The sequence below is a fragment of the Streptomyces sp. NPDC018019 genome, assembly GCF_044327805.1.
Lineage (GTDB): Bacteria > Actinomycetota > Actinomycetes > Streptomycetales > Streptomycetaceae > Streptomyces.
The window spans coordinates 202,870-219,047 of sequence record NZ_JBIRGD010000016.1 but is presented as its reverse complement, the minus strand read 5'-3'; the positions used below and the strand labels follow the sequence as shown (position 1 = coordinate 219,047).

Annotated in this window: 13 protein-coding genes; 4 read left to right on the top strand and 9 right to left on the bottom strand. The window is 72.4% G+C overall.

The window, feature by feature from the left end; all coding sequences use genetic code 11:
* The first annotated feature begins 162 nt into the window (after positions 1-162).
* The gene (locus tag ACH4FX_RS26060) at positions 163-375 is read left to right on the top strand and encodes an acyl-CoA carboxylase epsilon subunit (protein ID WP_398482785.1); all 213 of its coding nucleotides are present in this window, start codon (positions 163-165) and stop codon (positions 373-375) included.
* A 257-nt stretch (positions 376-632) separates the two neighbouring features.
* On the top strand, positions 633-1,295 hold the full coding sequence (locus tag ACH4FX_RS26055; RefSeq protein ID WP_398482784.1) for a DUF4360 domain-containing protein: 663 nt from the start codon (positions 633-635) through the stop codon (positions 1,293-1,295).
* Positions 1,296-1,298: 3 nt separating this feature from the next.
* On the opposite strand, the gene ACH4FX_RS26050 is transcribed toward ACH4FX_RS26055, so the two are convergent.
* Positions 1,299-2,639: an MFS transporter gene (locus ACH4FX_RS26050; protein WP_398482782.1), complete on the bottom strand. Its 1,341-nt coding sequence runs from the start codon at positions 2,637-2,639 to the stop codon at positions 1,299-1,301.
* Positions 2,640-2,832: 193 nt separating this feature from the next.
* On the opposite strand from ACH4FX_RS26050, the gene ACH4FX_RS26045 reads away from it, so the two are divergent.
* Complete coding sequence (locus ACH4FX_RS26045; protein ID WP_398482780.1) at positions 2,833-4,629, top strand: dihydroxyacetone kinase family protein; 1,797 nt, start codon at positions 2,833-2,835, stop codon at positions 4,627-4,629.
* A 78-nt stretch (positions 4,630-4,707) separates the two neighbouring features.
* On the opposite strand, the gene ACH4FX_RS26040 is transcribed toward ACH4FX_RS26045, so the two are convergent.
* From ACH4FX_RS26040 to ACH4FX_RS26005, 8 genes are all read right to left on the bottom strand, one after another.
* Entirely contained in the window at positions 4,708-5,286 is a 579-nt protein-coding gene (locus ACH4FX_RS26040; protein ID WP_073447656.1) for an ATP/GTP-binding protein, read from the bottom strand.
* Positions 5,267-5,893 (bottom strand): DUF742 domain-containing protein, encoded by a 627-nt coding sequence (locus tag ACH4FX_RS26035; protein WP_398482779.1) that lies wholly within the window; start codon positions 5,891-5,893, stop codon positions 5,267-5,269. The genes ACH4FX_RS26040 and ACH4FX_RS26035 overlap by 20 nt, the downstream gene beginning before the upstream one ends.
* An 84-nt stretch (positions 5,894-5,977) precedes the next feature.
* On the bottom strand, positions 5,978-6,391 hold the full coding sequence (locus ACH4FX_RS26030) for a roadblock/LC7 domain-containing protein (RefSeq protein ID WP_018087204.1): 414 nt from the start codon (positions 6,389-6,391) through the stop codon (positions 5,978-5,980).
* A 10-nt stretch (positions 6,392-6,401) separates the two neighbouring features.
* Positions 6,402-9,596 (bottom strand): nitrate- and nitrite sensing domain-containing protein, encoded by a 3,195-nt coding sequence (locus ACH4FX_RS26025; RefSeq protein ID WP_398482777.1) that lies wholly within the window; start codon positions 9,594-9,596, stop codon positions 6,402-6,404.
* Positions 9,597-9,993: 397 nt separating this feature from the next.
* On the bottom strand, positions 9,994-10,593 hold the full coding sequence (locus tag ACH4FX_RS26020; protein ID WP_398482775.1) for a GTP-binding protein: 600 nt from the start codon (positions 10,591-10,593) through the stop codon (positions 9,994-9,996).
* Positions 10,574-10,984 (bottom strand): DUF742 domain-containing protein, encoded by a 411-nt coding sequence (locus tag ACH4FX_RS26015; RefSeq protein ID WP_030682600.1) that lies wholly within the window; start codon positions 10,982-10,984, stop codon positions 10,574-10,576. The genes ACH4FX_RS26020 and ACH4FX_RS26015 overlap by 20 nt, the downstream gene beginning before the upstream one ends.
* A gap of 97 nt (positions 10,985-11,081) precedes the next feature.
* Positions 11,082-11,495, bottom strand: a complete 414-nt coding sequence (locus ACH4FX_RS26010) for a roadblock/LC7 domain-containing protein (RefSeq protein ID WP_398482812.1) — start codon at positions 11,493-11,495, stop codon at positions 11,082-11,084.
* A gap of 9 nt (positions 11,496-11,504) precedes the next feature.
* A complete protein-coding gene (locus ACH4FX_RS26005; RefSeq protein ID WP_398482773.1) occupies positions 11,505-15,272 on the bottom strand; it encodes a nitrate- and nitrite sensing domain-containing protein in 3,768 nt (1,255 codons plus the stop codon).
* A gap of 639 nt (positions 15,273-15,911) precedes the next feature.
* Here ACH4FX_RS26005 and ACH4FX_RS26000 point away from each other — a divergent pair.
* The gene (locus ACH4FX_RS26000; RefSeq protein WP_398482771.1) at positions 15,912-16,136 is read left to right on the top strand and encodes a hypothetical protein; all 225 of its coding nucleotides are present in this window, start codon (positions 15,912-15,914) and stop codon (positions 16,134-16,136) included.
* The last annotated feature ends 42 nt before the right edge of the window (positions 16,137-16,178 follow it).

Here is a 16,178-nt window from a genome sequence, read left to right as displayed (position 1 = left end):
ATCGACCCCGCCGAGACCCGCGAGGTGCTCATCCGCTCCCTGGAGATGCTCCGCAGCAAGCACGCCGACCTGCCCGCCCGCAAACACGGCAACCCGCCCCAGTAGGGCGCGGCAGGCACCGACCGGACCCCGACCGGACCTTTCGCAGACCGGAGAAACGACGTGACCACTCCCGTTCAGACCAGCCCCATCCGTGTGGAGAAGGGCGAGGCCAGCGAGGAAGAGCTGGCGGCGCTGACCGCCGTCCTGCTCGCCCGCGCCGCCCACCGGCCGGCCGCCGACGCCGTCCCGGGCCGCCGCCGCGCCGGCACCGCCCGCTGGCGCCGCCTGGAGCGCCAGCACGGCTTCCACGGCGCCGGCAGCTGGCAGCGCTGAGCACAGCCGTCATCCGCACCACCGGGCCCGGTACTCACGGCGAGTACCGGGCCCGTGGCGTTGCCTGTCCGGTGCTTGGTTCGGCCCTCGCGCCACGTTGCTGCGGCGGCCGAATCAAGGCGTAGGTTCGCACCGACTCTCGGGGCGGGAGCTGTCCAACGCGCGCTGCCCGTGCTGACATGCGCTCGTCATGGCGCTCCCGGCGTCCCCGAACCGCCGGCCCGGGAGCGGCCCCCGGACGACCGGAAGGAAAGCCCATGTTCCGCACCCTGGGTGTCGGTGCCGCCGCGGCATCGCTGCTGATCCTCGCCGGCGCGGCGTCCCCCGCCTCCGCCCAGACGTCCCGGTTCGGCGACGCGCCGCCGGACGGCAGGATCACGATCAATGTCGCCACCGTCAACGGCTCGGGCTGCCGGCCCGGCAGCGCGGCGGTCGCCGTCGCGCCCGACAACACCGCGTTCACCGTGACGTACAGCGAATACCTCGCCCAGGCGGGCAAGGACAGCAGACCCACGGACTCCCGCAAGAACTGTCAGATCGCCCTGAACGTCCAGGTCCCGCAGGGCTTCACCTACGCCATCGCCCGCGCCGACTACCGCGGTTACGCCCAGCTCGCGCCCGGCGCCCACAGCCTCCAGCAGGCGGGCTACTACTTCCAGGGCAGCCCCCAGACCGACCGCAAGAGCCACCGCTTCACCGGCCCGTACGACGCCAACTGGCAGAGCTCCGACGAGACCGGGATCGACGCGCTGGTCTACGCGCCCTGCGGGGAGAAGCGCTACTTCAACATCAACACCGAGCTCCGGGTGGACGCCAAGACCTCCGACCCCAAGCTGACCAGCTTCATGGCGATGGACTCCACCGACGGCAGCATCAACACCAAGTACCACTTCTCCTGGAAGCAGTGCCCCAAGCCGTAGCCGTCACGGAAGCCGGGTCCGGCCGGGCCCGGCTTCCGCGTACCGCGGTCCGGGGGGAGCGGCGACGGCCGGGGCCGCCCCGCCTCCGTCCCCGCCCGGCCCGGCGGCGGGCTCCGGCAGCTTCAGATACAGCGTCAGGACGGCGGAGAGCACGTACAGCGCGGCGAAGACGAGCACGACGCCCGCCGGGCCGAGCGGGCCGAGGAAGACGCTGACGATGGCCGGGCCGACGAAGGCCGCGCCGCCCGCGCCCAGGTTGAGCAGGGCCATCGCGCCCCCCTTGTGGTCCGGGGCGAGGGCCGGGACCAGCGCGGAGATCGGCACGAACCCGGCCAGCGTGACGCCGTAGAGCATGCCGACGACGAGCGCGACCCCGTAGTGGCCGCCGACCGCCTTCGGTACGAAATAGAGGGTGAGCGTGGTGACCGCGCAGCCGATGCCGCCGAAGGAGGCGATGGTGCGCCGCCAGCCGATCCGGTCGCCGATCGCCCCGAAGAGCAGGTTGCACAGCACGTTGGTGCCGTAGATGACGGCCAGCAGGGTCAGCCAGCGGCCCTGGCCGAAGCCCAGCTCGTCGCCGAAGAAGGCCGGCAGGAACACCAGGAAGCCGAACTCGGGGGCGGTGTTGATGATGCGGACGACACAGCCGACGGCGACCTTCGGGTGCGTCCAGGCGATGGACAGGCTGGACACCAGCGACTGCACGGGCCGCACTTCCGGCGGGGCCGGCCGCGCGTAGCCGGTGCGTTCGCGGACGCCGAGCAGACAGCAGGCGCCGCCCAGGACGATGATGCCGAGCGCCACCCACAGGGTGCCGAACTGGCCGAACCAGGGGTTGGTGACGCCCGCGACGATCGAGCCGAGGGTGGGCAGACCGCCGGTGAAGGCCACGTAGAACCAGCCGACCGCGGTGCCCATCCGGGCCGCCGGCGCGGTGGCGGTGATCCACACCAGGAAGCCGAAGGCGAAGAGCGGATAGCCGAAGCCGCGCAGCCCGTAGAAGACCAGCATCAGCGGGTAGTTCTGCGGGCCCAGCGCGAAAACCAGGAAGAGCACGTCGAAGACGACCCAGACGGCCAGGCCCAGCTGCATGACGCGGCGCGGGCCCCACAGGTCGGACAGCGCGCCGGAGAGCCAGGACGCGAGCATGACGGCCACGCCGTAGGCGGTGATGACGTACGAGGCGTGCACCTCGGTGCCCGCACCGTGCCCGGCCATGTACGGGGCGATGAAGCCGGACTCGACGCCGTCTCCGACCATGAACAGCAGCACGCCGAGATAGCCGGGGACCAGCGCCTTCGGGATGCCGAGCCGGTCGGGGAGCGAGGGCTGCGGTGGGGCCATGGATGCCTCCGGGCGGAGCGGTGCGGTGTGGTGCTTGGCAGCATGAACCCTGTGAACTTCACATGCAAGATGTGATGTGGAGTCTTTTTCGGCGGTGACTTCGCAACAAGAGGGGAGGATTGCGCCGGGAGGGGTGACGGATATGTGATCCGGGTGTTAAATCCAACAGGGACGAAACAAAGGAGTGAGCCCGATGACCACCACCCCCGCCCCCGGCCTCGGCCACGACCCCGGTACGTTCCGCGAGGACTGGCTGGAGGGCCTGGCCGACGCCTACGCCCGCACCGTCCGCCGGGTCCCGGACGCGTACGGCGTCGTCGGGCGGCACGCGCCGCGCCCCGGCAAGGTCGCGGTCGTCATCGGCGGCGGCTCCGGGCACTACCCGGCCTTCGCCGGGCTGGTCGGCCCCGGCCTGGCCGACGCGGCGGCCGTCGGCGACGTCTTCGCCAGCCCGAGCGCCGAGCAGGTCTACCGCACCGCGCGGGCCGCGGACGGCGGCGCGGGCGTCCTCTTCAGCTACGGCAACTACGCCGGCGACGTGATGCACTTCGGCCTCGCCGCGCGCCGCCTGGCCGCCGAGGGTGTCGCGGTCCGTACGGTCCTGGTCACCGACGACGTGGCCAGCGGCCCGCCGCCCGTCGAGGGGCAGCCGGCCGACCCGTCCCGCGACCGGCGCGGCGTGGCCGGCGACTTCTTCGTCTTCAAGGTGGCGGGCGCGGCGGCCGAGCGCGGCGACGACCTGGCGGGCGTGGCCCGGCTCGCCGCCCGCGCCAACGCCCTGACCCGCACCTTCGGTGCCGCGTTCGCCGGCTGCACGCTCCCGGGCGCGAGCGAACCGCTGTTCACCGTCGACGCCGGGACGACCGAACTCGGCATGGGCATACACGGCGAACCCGGCCTGCGGACCACCCGCCACCTGACCGCGTCCGAACTCGCCGACGCCCTCGTCGACAACGTCCTGCGGGAACTCCCGGACCCGCCCGCCGGGGGCGACGGGCGCGTCGCCGTACTCCTCAACGGCCTCGGCCGCACCAAGTACGAGGAGATGTTCGTCGTCTACCGCCAGGTCAACCGCCGGCTGCGCGCCGCCGGACTGCGTCCGCACCGCCCCGAAGTCGGCGAGTTCGTCACGTCCTTCGACATGGCGGGGGTCTCCCTGTCCGTCATGCTCCTGGACGACGAACTGGCCGGACTGTACGACGCGCCCTGCGACACCCCGGCGTTCCGCCGCGTACCGGCGCGCCACGACGACCTGCGGCCCGCGGAGTCCGCGCCCGCCACCCCCGCGGCCGGTACGGCGGCACCCGTACGTGCCGTCCCGGCCACCGAGCGCCCCGCCAGCGACCGCCCCGCCGCCGACCGCCCCGCCACCGCCGCTCTCCAGGCCGCCCTCGACCTGATCGCGGCCAACGAGGAGGAACTCGGCCGGCTGGACGCCGTCGCCGGGGACGGCGACCACGGCATCGGGATCGTGCGCGGCCTGCGTGCGGCCGTCGCGGCGGCCCGCGCGGCCGAGCCCGGACCGCCCGCCGACCCCCGCTCGGCGGGCGCCGCGCTGCTCGCCGCCGGCCTCGCCCTGGCCGATGCCTCGGGTGGCGCGTCCGGCGCCCTGTACGGCACGCTGCTGGCCGAGGCCGGCGCCGTACTCGCCAAGGCCCGCAGTTACTCCACCACGCTGTTCGCGGACGCCGCCGAGGCCGCGCAGCGGGCCGTCTCGGAGCTGGGTGGCGCGCAGGTGGGCGACAAGACGATGCTCGACGCGCTGGACCCGTTCCGGGCCGGGCTCCGCGCCCACGCCGCCGAACCCCTCCCCGGCGCCTGGAAGGCGGCCGCCCGGTCCGCCGCCCGCGCCGCGTCCGCCACCGCACAGCTCATCCCGGCCCGCGGCCGTGCGGCCCGCATGGGCGCCCTCGGCCACGGCCACCCGGACCCCGGAGCGGTGTCGCTGTCGCTCCTCCTCACCGCGACCGCCGACCACTTGAACCGTTAGACGCCGGCGCGCGCTCGCCCGGAAGCAGCACAAGGCCCCCGCACCACCGGTGCGGGGGCCTTCGCCGTGGCGGCCCGGTCAGCGCAGGCGGGCCATGAGGGCGTGTTCGACGAGGGTGATGAGGGCGCTTTTGGCCTCGCTGCGGTGGCGGGCGTCGGTGGTGATGATGGGTGCGTCGGGGCCGATCTGGAGGGCTTCGCGGACTTCGTCGGGGGTGTAGGGCTGGTGGCCGTCGAAGCCGTTGAGGGCAATGACGAAGGGCAGGCCGCTGTTTTCGAAGTAGTCGACGGCGGGGAAGCAGTCGGCGAGGCGGCGGGTGTCGACCAGGACGACGGCGCCGATGGCGCCGCGGACCAGGTCGTCCCACATGAACCAGAAGCGGTCCTGGCCGGGGGTGCCGAACAGGTACAGGATCAGGTCCTGGTCCAGGGTGATGCGGCCGAAGTCCATCGCCACGGTCGTGGTGGTCTTGTCCGGGGCGTGCGTGAGGTCGTCGATGCCGGCCGACGCCGAGGTCATCACGGCTTCGGTGCGCAGCGGGTTGATCTCTGAGACGGCCCCGACGAACGTGGTCTTGCCCACGCCGAAGCCGCCCGCCACCACGATCTTCGCGGAGGTGGTGGAGCGGGCTGCACCGCTAGAGCTTGCGAAGTCCACTGAGCACCCTTTCGAGCAGTGTCACATCTGGCTGTCCGCCGGCGGTCTCGTCCCCGCCGGGCTGATGGATGGCGACGAGTCCGGCCTCCGCCAGATCGGCGACGAGGATTCGGGCGACGCCGAGGGGGATGGAGAGGAGGGCCGAGATCTCGGCCACTGACTTGATCTCGCGGCAGAGGTGGCAGATGCGCTGGTGCTCCGGCAGCTGGCCCTGTAGCCGTGCGGGGTCGGCGGTCGTGCTGACCAGCGCCTCGATGGCGAGCTGGTAGCGCGGCCGGGTCCGTCCCCCGGTCATCGCGTACGGGCGCACGAGCGGGTTGTGCGCGCCCCCGGTGGGGGCCGACGGCCCGTTCGCACGCCGCTGCCGGGGCTGCGCCGGCTGGACGCGGGGCCCCCGGGGCCGGTCGTACGGCGACGGCTCGTACGGCTGCCGGGAGTCGTACGGCGGTCCCTGCTGGTACGGCTGACCGGGCTGCGGCGGCTGTGGCGGCCGCTGCTGCCGGCGACTGGGCGCGGAAGGGAAGTTGAAGCGGTTGTGCTGGTGCTCGCCCTGGGGCCCGGACTGCTGTCCGGGCCCGTACGGGTAACCGCTCGGGGGCGTTGCCACGTCTCCTCCTTCAACTTGCCTGTCTGACGCCGGTCGCGCCACCGCACCCTATGGTGCGGTGGCGGGAAACGCACTGCCTGTCTGCTAGTTGAGAAGGCTGCCCTGCAGTTCCGCGCGCAGGTCGGGCGTGAGCACCGTGCCCGCGCGGTCGACCAGCAGGGCCATCTCGTAACCGACGAGGCCGATGTCGCACTCCGGGTGCGCCAGTACGGCCAGCGACGATCCGTCGGAGACGGACATGATGAAGAGGAAGCCGCGTTCCATCTCCACCACGGTCTGGTTGACGCTTCCGCCTTCGAAGATGCGGGAGGCGCCGGAGGTCAGCGAGGTGAGGCCGGAGGCCACCGCCGCCAACTGATCGGCTCTGTCCCGAGGGAAGCCCTCGGACATGGCGAGGAGGAGACCGTCCGCGGAGACCACGACCGTGTGGGACACACCGGGGGTGTTGTCCACGAAGTTGGTGATCAACCAGTTCAGGTTCTGCGCCGCCTGGCTCATCGGGCTCACACTAACGCTCCTGATCGTAGGTGCTGCCGGGGCCGAAGCCCTGTTGGTCATTCTGGGGGACCTCCGAGTGGTCCGTGCCCACGTTCCGTCCCTGCTGGACCCCGCGCCGCAGGTTGCTCAGCCGGCCGCGGACGTCCTCCGGCGCGCGGGAGACCTGGGGGCCGCCCTGCGGGCTCTGCTCCGCCGTGCCCTCGACCAGGTTGGCCTTGGGGACCCGCCGGGGCAGGCCGGAGGGAGTGACTCCGCCCGCCTTCGGCTCGCGCAGCCGCTCCGCCCGCTGCCAGCGCTCGTCGTTGGCCGAGCGCCACCCGGAGCCGTCCGAACCGGGCTCCGGCGTGTTCCCCTGCGGGGCGGCCGCCGGCTCCTCCTGGACCCGGGGCCTGGAGGACGCCTCCTCGAACGGCTGCCACTGCTGCTGAGCCTGCGGCTGGCCGGCTCCGCGGCGCGGAAGGCCGGCGTCGGTCAGCGACGGCGCGTCGTTCGGGGTGGGGTCCGGACGGTCGAATGCTACGCGTTCCGGGCTGTCCGCGGGAGCGGGCCGCTGATTCCGGTCCGATTCCGTTTCCGGTCCGGAATAGCCGGTGTGCGCTCCGTTTTCGGGCCCGTCGTCCTGTCGCGGCGGCTCGTACGGGGCGTACGGCTGCTGGCCGGTGGCCTCGTCACGACCGACTTCGGCAAGTCCCTGGTCCAGCGGCGACCCCGCGTCGTAGGCCCCGAGCTCGGGTTCCGCATATGCCTGGCCGGGGTAGTTCCCGTAGCCCGCACCGGTGTTCTGCGCCGGGTCCTGGAAGAGCGCCGCCGCCGGGTCCTGGTACGGGTCCTGGTACGACTGCTGCTGCGCGGGGTCGTACGGCGCATCCTGCGGGCCCGCGCCGCCGGCCTGCGCCTCCAGCGCCGCCCGGCGCTCCTCGCGCATCAGCGAGCGGTTGACCGGGTCGAGCGGCGCGGCGGCGCCGTGCCGGCCGAAGCCGGAGTCGTCGAAGCCCAGTTCGGCGGCCGAGCGCCCGTCGGCCTCGTACCGGCCCTGCTGGTGCTCGGGGACGATCCGGGAGACCGTGAAGTCGTCGTCGTAGCCCTCCGCCGCGCCGCCACCGCCGTGGGTGATGGCCTCGGGGAGCATGACGAGGGAGGTGGTGCCGGCCTGCTCGCCGGAGGGGCGCAGCTGGACGCGGATGCCGTGCCGGTCGGCCAGCCGGCCGACCACGAACAGGCCCATGCGCTGGGAGACCGAGGCGTCCACGGTCGGCGGGTTGGCCAGCTTGTGGTTGATGTCCGCGAAGTCCTCGGGGGTCAGCCCGATGCCCTTGTCGTGGATCTCGATCATGACCCGGCCGTCCGGCAGCCGGGTGGCGGCGACCCGTACCTTGGTCTGCGGCGAGGAGAACGTGGTGGCGTTCTCCAGCAGCTCGGAGAGCAGGTGCACGAGGTCGGTCACGGCGGTGCCGTGGATGTCGCCGTCCGGCACGCCGGACAGTTCTATTCGCTCGTACGCCTCGACCTCGGACGTCGCCGCGCGCAGCACGTCGATCAGCGGCACCGGCTGGTTCCAGCGGTGGCCCGGCTCCTCGCCCGCGAGGATGAGGAGGTTCTCGCCGTTGCGCCGCATACGGGTGGCCAGGTGGTCCATCCGGAAGAGGTTCTCCAGCTGGTCCGGGTCGGCCTCGTTGTTCTCCAGCTCGGTGATCAGGGTGAGCTGGCGCTCGATCAGGCCCTGGTTGCGCTGCGAGAGGTTGGTGAAGATCGCGTTGACGTTGCCGCGCAGCAGCGCCTGCTCGGCGGCGAGCCGGACGGCCTCCCGGTGCACCTGGTCGAAGGCGCGGGCGACCTCGCCGATCTCGTCGGTGGTGTGGATCGGGATGGGCTGCACCCGGGTGTCGACCCGGCCCGGGTCCGTACGGGAGAGCTGGTCGACCAGGGTCGGCAGCCGCTGCTCGGCGATGCCGAAGGCCGCGGAGCGCAGCCGGCTCATGTTGCGGCTCATCCGGCGGGCCATCATGCCGGCCACCAGGAACGCGATGACCAGGGCGGCGATCACGATCGCGGAGTCGGTGAAGGTGGACTGCCGGGCGTCCGAGGAGATCTCGGCCGCCTCGTCGACCGCCTTGTCCGCGAGGTCCTTCTCGATGGCGCGGTACATGTCGAACGTGCCGGTGGCCGCGGTGAACCAGGTCTCCGGCGTGATGCCCTGCGCGGCGAGCTGCTGGGGGGAGGCGCCGGAGGCGATGGCGGTGGCCATCGCGTCGAAGGCCGGCGGCGCCTTGAACTGCTGCCCGGCGCTCTGCGCGCGCTCCCGCGCCTTGGCGGCCTCTTCCGCGCCCCGCTGCTTGAGCTTGGCGGCGTCGTCCTTCAGCCGCTGGACGTCCTCGGGGGTGCCGCCGGAGGTGTACTCGCCGATCGCGATGTTCTCCAGGTACTTGTACGAGGCGAACGCGGTCAGCTGCTTCTTGTGCTCCTTGCCGCCCTGCGGGGACGCCGGGTCGATCAGCAGGTGCGTACCGATGGAGCGGGTGAGCGACTCGGCGGCCTTGGCCAGCGAGACGGCGTAGACCGTACGGCCGTACGAGGTGATGTTCCCGGTGCCCAGCCCCAGTTCGTTGGCGAACTCCATGAGCGGGTGCTGGATGGCGACGTAGCCCTCTTCGGTGCGCACGCCGGCCAGCTGCGGGGTGTACGCGGCCTCGCGCAGCTTCTTCAGGCCCGGCTCGACCTTCTCGAAGGCGGCCAGCCGGCGCTTGAGGCCCGCCTTGTCGGGCATCTCCTTGACCGCGGCGTGGAACGCTTCGGCGGCGGTGTCGGTCGCCTCGCGCGCCTCGCGCACCGCCGGGTCGTCGCGCTTGCCCGTGAGCAGCGGCTCGGCGGTGCGGTCGCGCTCGTCGATGATGGCGTGGCTGTAGGCGGCCGCGGCGCGCACCAGTTTCGCGGTGTTCTCGGCGTCCTGGGCCTCCTGCCAGGTCTCGACCGAGCTGTTGACGCGCAGGCCGCCGAAGACCAGGGCGACGAGTACGGGAATGAGCAGGATCGCGTTGAGCCGGGTGGCCACGCGCCAGTTGCGCGGGGAGAACCGCCCGCCGCTCACCGGGGCGGTGGCGACCGGGCTCCCGGCCGCGCCGGCAGCCGGTGCCGCGCTGTGCGACGGTGGCGTGAAGTTGCCCCGCCGCGGTTCCTGCGGCTCGGGGCCCGACTTGCTTCGCCTCACTCGACCAACAACCTCTCGGCGCCGGCACCCACGCTTTTGCGCTGTGCCGATTTCTTCGGGGCCTTACTACTCCGGAGTTCAGCGAATTTCAGCACGTCAGGACCGTGCGTTCCAAACACTGGGCAAAGCCGGAGCAACTCGCTGAGCACGTCAGATAAAAGGGGCGTTAAGGGCGAGCGGCGGCAAAAGGCGAGAGAAATGTGCGCACAGCGGAGCCGCGTGTGCGCGCCGGGTGTCGGCGGCGGGTGAATTCTCTGTCGAAACGTTATGAACGCGTCGGGCGGCGTGGCCAAGGACACAGATCCCGCGGCGTCGCGCGGGAACCGGTGCCCGGGGGCACCGGTCCGGTCCTCATTGCCCGAGGCAACTTAACTGCGGGCGAAGCGACTTGGGAACGTCACTTCAGGCGGGCCATGAGGGCGTGTTCGACGAGGGTGATGAGGGCGCTTTTGGCCTCGCTGCGGTGGCGGGCGTCGGTGGTGATGATGGGTGCGTCGGGGCCGATCTGGAGGGCTTCGCGGACTTCGTCGGGGGTGTAGGGCTGGTGGCCGTCGAAGCCGTTGAGGGCGATGACGAAGGGCAGGCCGCTGTTTTCGAAGTAGTCGACGGCGGGGAAGCAGTCGGCGAGGCGGCGGGTGTCGACCAGGACGACGGCGCCGATGGCGCCGCGGACCAGGTCGTCCCACATGAACCAGAAGCGGTCCTGGCCGGGGGTGCCGAACAGGTACAGGATCAGGTCCTGGTCCAGGGTGATGCGGCCGAAGTCCATCGCCACGGTCGTGGTGGTCTTGTCCTGCACATGGCTCAGATCGTCGATCCCGGCCGAGGCGGAGGTCATCACGGCCTCCGTACGCAGCGGGTTGATCTCCGAGACGGCCCCGACGAACGTGGTCTTGCCCACGCCGAAGCCGCCCGCCACCACGATCTTCGCGGAGGTGGTGGACCCACCGCCGTGAGCGGCGGCGGGCCCGGCTCCGTCAGAGCTTGCGAAGTCCACTGAGCACCCTTTCCAGCAGCGTCACATCGGGCGTACCGCCGGCCTCGGTGCCGCCGCCCGGCTGGTGGATCGCCACCATGCCGGCCTCCGCCAGGTCCGCGACCAGGATCCGGGCCACCCCCAGCGGGATGTGCAGCAGCGCCGAGACCTCGGCGACCGACTTCACCTCGCGGGTCAGGTGGCAGATGCGCTGGTGCTCCGGCAGCAGACCGGGCAGCTGGGACGGGTCGGCGGTGGTGCTGACCAGTGCCTCGATGGCGAGCTGGTAGCGCGGCCGGGTCCGTCCCCCGGTCATGGCGTACGGGCGGACCAGCGGCTGGTCACCTTCGCCCCCGTACGGCGCTTGGCTGTAGGCGCCGTACGGGCCGGGCGAGGCAGGTGGCGGGGTCATGGGGTCCTCCGGACGGGACAACTGACTGTCGTCGGGTTGGGCCGGTGGGGGGTGCGGCACGGTGGTCGGTGGGTCGGGTCGTGACGTTCGGCGGGACTCAGTGCAGCAGGCTGCCCTGGAGCTCGGCGCGCAGGTCGGGCGTGAGCACCGTGCCCGCGCGGTCGACCAGCAGGGCCATCTCGTAACCGACGAGGCCGATGTCGCACTCCGGGTGCGCCAGTACGGCCAGCGACGATCCGTCGGAGACGGACATGATGAAGAGGAAGCCGCGCTCCATCTCCACCACGGTCTGGTTGACCAGGCCCCCCTCGAAGATGCGGGAGGCGCCGGAGGTCAGCGAGGTCAGCCCGGAGGCCACCGCCGCCAACTGATCGGCACGGTCGCGCGGGAAGCCCTCGGACATGGCGAGGAGCAGTCCGTCCGCGGAGACCACCACCGTGTGGGACACACCGGGGGTGTTGTCCACGAAGTTGGTGATCAACCAGTTCAGGTTCTGCGCCGCCTGGCTCATCGGACTCAACTAACGCTCCTGCTGGTGAGTGGGGTCGACAACGCCGTGGTTGCCGGTGGAGGCGTTCTCCTCGGCCCGGTAACGGCCCTGCTGGATACCCCGACGAAGGTTGGTCAGCCGGCCGCGCACGTCGTCGGGCGCACGCGAGACCTGCGGACCGGTCTGGTTCGACTGCTGCTGCGCGGTGCCGGCGACCAGATTGGCGCGCGGCACCCGGCGGGGCAGTCCGGAGGTGGTGACGCCGCCCGCGGCGGGCTGGCGGAGCTGTTCCGCCTGCCGCCAGCGCTCGTCGTTGGGCGAGGTGCGCCACTGTCCCGGCGCACGGCCGTCGGCGGCCGCCCCGTTGAGGTTCAGACCCGCGCCGGACGTGCCGCCGGTCGCGGCGCCGGGCTCGCGGCGCGGCAGCGGCGGCGCCTCGGAGCGCTCCGCCGACGGGCTCGCCGGCTCCTCCTCGGCCTGCTGCGGCACGGAGGCACCGGCCGCCGGCTGGCTGAACCAGTTCGACTCGATGGTGTCGAAGATCGGCGTACGGCCGTCCCCGGGGCCGGCCGGCGTGCCGCCGCCGAGCAGGTCGCCGGAGCCGTCGGCCGGGCGTTCCCGGTCCTGCGCCGGCACGGCGAATTCGCCGGTGCTCTGCTGCGATCCGTTCCGCAGGTCGGCGGGGAGGGCGAACTCGCCGGTGGTCCCGGCCCCCTGCTGCTGTGGCGCGCCGCCACCGAGGGCACCGCCGGCCTCGAAGGCGCTGCCCGCGGTCGCGTCGTACCCGTTGTTCTCGTAGGCGTTCTCGTAGCCGCGCTCGCCGTACTCGCCGAGGCCGCCGCGCCCGGCGTCCGGGCGGGCGAACTGCCCGGTGTCGCCGGGGCCCTGCGGAGCCTCGCCCCGCAGGTCGGCGGGGAGCGCGAACTCACCGGTGGTCTGGTCGCCACGCTGCGGCGTGCCGAAGGCATCCGGCCGGTCGAACTCACCGGTGTCACCCGGACCGCGGCCGGCCTGCGCGCCGTCCGCCGCGGGCGGCGGGGCGTCGAAGTCGGGGCGGGCGAACTCCGCCGTGTCGCCGGGGCCGCCGGCCGCCGGGCGGGCGAAACCGCCGGTCTCCGGCTCCTCGTGGCCGCGTGGCCGGTCCTGCGCCTGGCGGGGCGTCATCGGCCAGTCGTCCGAGGCGCCGCGCTCACGGCGGGCACCCCAGCTGGTGGTCCCGGGCTGGGCGGCACCGCCGGCGGCGTCGCCACCACCGGTCAGCTCCGCCGCCGCGCCGCGCTGCGGCAGCTGCCCGCGCTCCTCGCGGCGGGGCGCGCCGGTGGGCGGCGCGACCGTCGGCATCTGGGAGGTGTCACCGGCGTCGGCACCGGCGTCCGCGTTCGCACCGGCCGGCGCGCCACGGGTCGGCAGCGCCGGACGCCCGTCGCTCAGCTGGCCGGCACCAGGGCCGCTCTTCGCGGGGCCGCCGGGAGCGTTGCCCGTACGGCCGCCCGGGGCACCGAACGCGCCGGCACCCGGCCCGCCCTGGCCACCGGGGCCGCCCGGACCGCCGCGCCCGGGCAGCGCCGGACGTACGCCGCCCGCGCCGACCTGGCCGCGCGGCTGGAGGCCGGCGAGGCGGTTGGCGGAGGCGTTCGGGGTGTTGGGCAGTCCCTCACCGTGCCCGGCGGGGCCGCCCTTGCCCGGCTGCGGCTTCTTGCCGCCCTGGGCGACGTCGACCGGCAGCATGACCAGCGCCGTCGTACCGCCCGAGTCGGACGGCCGCAGCTGGATGCGGATGCCGTGCCGCAGCGACAGGCGGCCGACCACGAACAGGCCCATGCGGCGGGAGACCGAGACGTCCACCGTCGGCGGGCTGGCCAGCCGCTCGTTGATCGCGGACAGGTCCTCGGGCGACAGGCCGATGCCGGTGTCGTGGATCTCGACCAGCACCCGGCCGTCGGGCAGCGCGTGACCGGTCACCTTGACCTTGGTCTGCGGGGAGGAGAACGAGGTCGCGTTCTCCAGCAGCTCGGCGAGCAGGTGCACGAGGTCGTTGACGACCCGGCCGGCGACCTCGGTCTGCGGTACGGCGCTCAGTTCGATGCGCTCGTACTGCTCCACCTCGGAGGCGGCGGCGCGCAGCACGTCGACCAGCGGCACCGGGCGCGTCCAGCGGCGGCCCGGCTCCTCGCCCGCGAGGACGAGGAGGTTCTCGCCGTTGCGGCGCATACGGGTCGCCAGGTGGTCCAGCTTGAAGAGCGAGGACAGCTGGTCCGGGTCGGCCTCGCGGGACTCCAGTTCGGAGATGAGCGACAGCTGGCGCTGGATCAGGCCCTGGCTGCGGCGCGAGAGGTTGGTGAACATCGCGTTGACGTTGCCCCGCAGCAGCGCCTGCTCGGACGCCAGGCGGACGGCCTCGCGGTGCACGTCGTCGAAGGCCGCGGCCACCTTGCCGATCTCGTCGCGGCTGTGCACGCCGACCGACTCCACGGAGGTGTCCACGTCCTGCGGGTCCGCCTCGGACAGCTGCTTGACCAGCTCGGGCAGGCGCTCCTGGGAGACCTTCTGCGCGGTGTTCTGGAGACGGCGCAGCGAGCGCACCATGGACCGGGAGACGACGAACGCGCCGACCAGCGAGATACCGAGGACCAGCAGGATCAGCGCACCGCTGATGATCGCTTCCTGCGTCGCCTCGTTGCGCAGCTCGCGGGACTTCTGCTCCATCTGCGAGAGCAGCGAGCTCTCGATCTTCGACATCTCTTCGATCTTGACGGTGTCGGTGTCGTACCAGTCGAGGTACTTGTAGTCCTCGCTGCGGATACCGCCGTCGCTGGCGAACGTCCGGTGCGCGAAGGCGACGGCCGCCTTGATGTCGTCGTTGTTGCCGTCCAGACCCTTGGTGAGGTCGGTGGCGCCCTCGGAGATCTGGGAGAAGCGGTTGCGGGCCGCCTTCTCGTTGTCCTCGGCGGTACGGCCGGCCAGCCGGTCGTTGGCGGACAGCTGCGGGCCGCCCTTGTGCGCGAGGCCGGCGCTGACCAGCGCGCGCTGCATGGACGCGTACTCCTTGGCGGAGGAGAACGCCGCCAGCGCGCGGGTGGAGCGGATCATCTCCGGGTTGCTGGTCGCCTGCGCCATGTCCTGGGACAGCGCGAGCAGCGAGGTGATCAGCTGGTTGTAGCTGCTGACCGTACGGGAGGCGTTGTCGGCGTCCTTGTACGCGTTGTTGCGGATCTCGTTGAGCGTGTTGAGCTGACGCCCGATGTCCAGCAGGGTCGCCTGCACGCCGGCCATCGCCGGGTCGTCGCGCTGGACGTGCCCGGTGGCCTTGTTGAACGCCAGCTTGGCGCGGTCGGTCGCCTCACGCGGCGCGACGACGTTGGCGTCGTCCTTGACGTTGCCGCTGCCGGCGATCGGGCCGGCCGACTTGTCCCGCTCGACCTGGAGCGCGTCGGCCAGCTCGGTGGCCTGCCGCGTCATCTCGGTGAGCAGCTGCATCTTGTCGAGCTGGTCGATGTTCTCCAGGGAGTTGGAGATCCGCATGCCGCCCAGCGTGGTGGCGGCGATGACGGGGAGCGCGAGCAGGGACACCAGGCGGGTGCTGATGCGCCAGTTGCGCATGGCGATGCGCGAGCCGGGACCGCTCGGCTCCTTGGCGTCCTTGGCCGGCTGGGCCGCGGCGCCGTCGGCGGAGTCGCCGCCGATCGCCGGGCCGGTGCCCGGGCCATGCTGGGGCGAGGAGGCGCGGTCACTCCCGCCGCGCAGCTCCGGGTCCGCCGCAGCTTCCCCTTGGCCCTGGCGGGCCTGGGGAGACCCCATGCCATCCCTCTTGAAACGTCCCTGCACTAGCGTCGCAACCTCTGGACCAGGCGTCCCTCCGCGTCAACGGCGGGACGGTTGTCGAGTCGTAGGGGACCGGGGCCCCCGTTTGGCGGTCGTGAGTGACCGGCGGGCTACCCCCTCTGGCCGAGAGAGCGGCACCACCGCGCGGCGCTTCGCTGCGCCCCCTGCGCGCCGTCCGGCTGAAACCTGCGGCGGTCCGTGGAATTCCAGCACAGTGCCGGATCTCCAACAAGGGCGGCGCGGTCCCCTGTGACATGCGTGACGCAGTGTGCGGTACGTGTCACCACGCGTAGAGAGTGGTGACGTCGATAACGGACTTATACCCGCGAGTCGCTCACGCGTGACCCCTGTCCCAGGTGCGGTGATCGGGAGCGGAACATGCGCTTCAATCCAGCAATGTCCGTTTCGCCCCTGGATGTTGATCATGGGAAATGCGGCATTTGTCACACACTTCGTGAGCAAACTCACAGGCGCCTGGTCGACTTTCCCCGAGCGCCACGGGGAATAGCGCGCATAGCCTGACGCTTTACACAGTTGCCCAAAACGACAAGGCCGCAACCCCGGAAATCCCCGGTGCGGCCCTGTTTCCCGACGTCCCTACGCGAGGCCCGAGCAGTGAAGACCACGATGATGTTCCGCAACATAGCCAACCCGCGGCGCACCACCCTCGCGCATCTCAAGGATGCCGACGAACTCCAGAGCGCCGCGGCCGAAGCGCCGGAGCACGCCGTCGAGCTGCCCACCCAGACCGCCAACCCCCGCCGCACCGTCCTGATGGACGCCCCCGCGCCGCAGACCGTCCCCGCGCAGGCCGCCGCCGCGCCGGACGCGGCCGTCTGACCAAGGGGAAGCGGGCCGGCCGCGCCCCCGCGATAGCCTGGA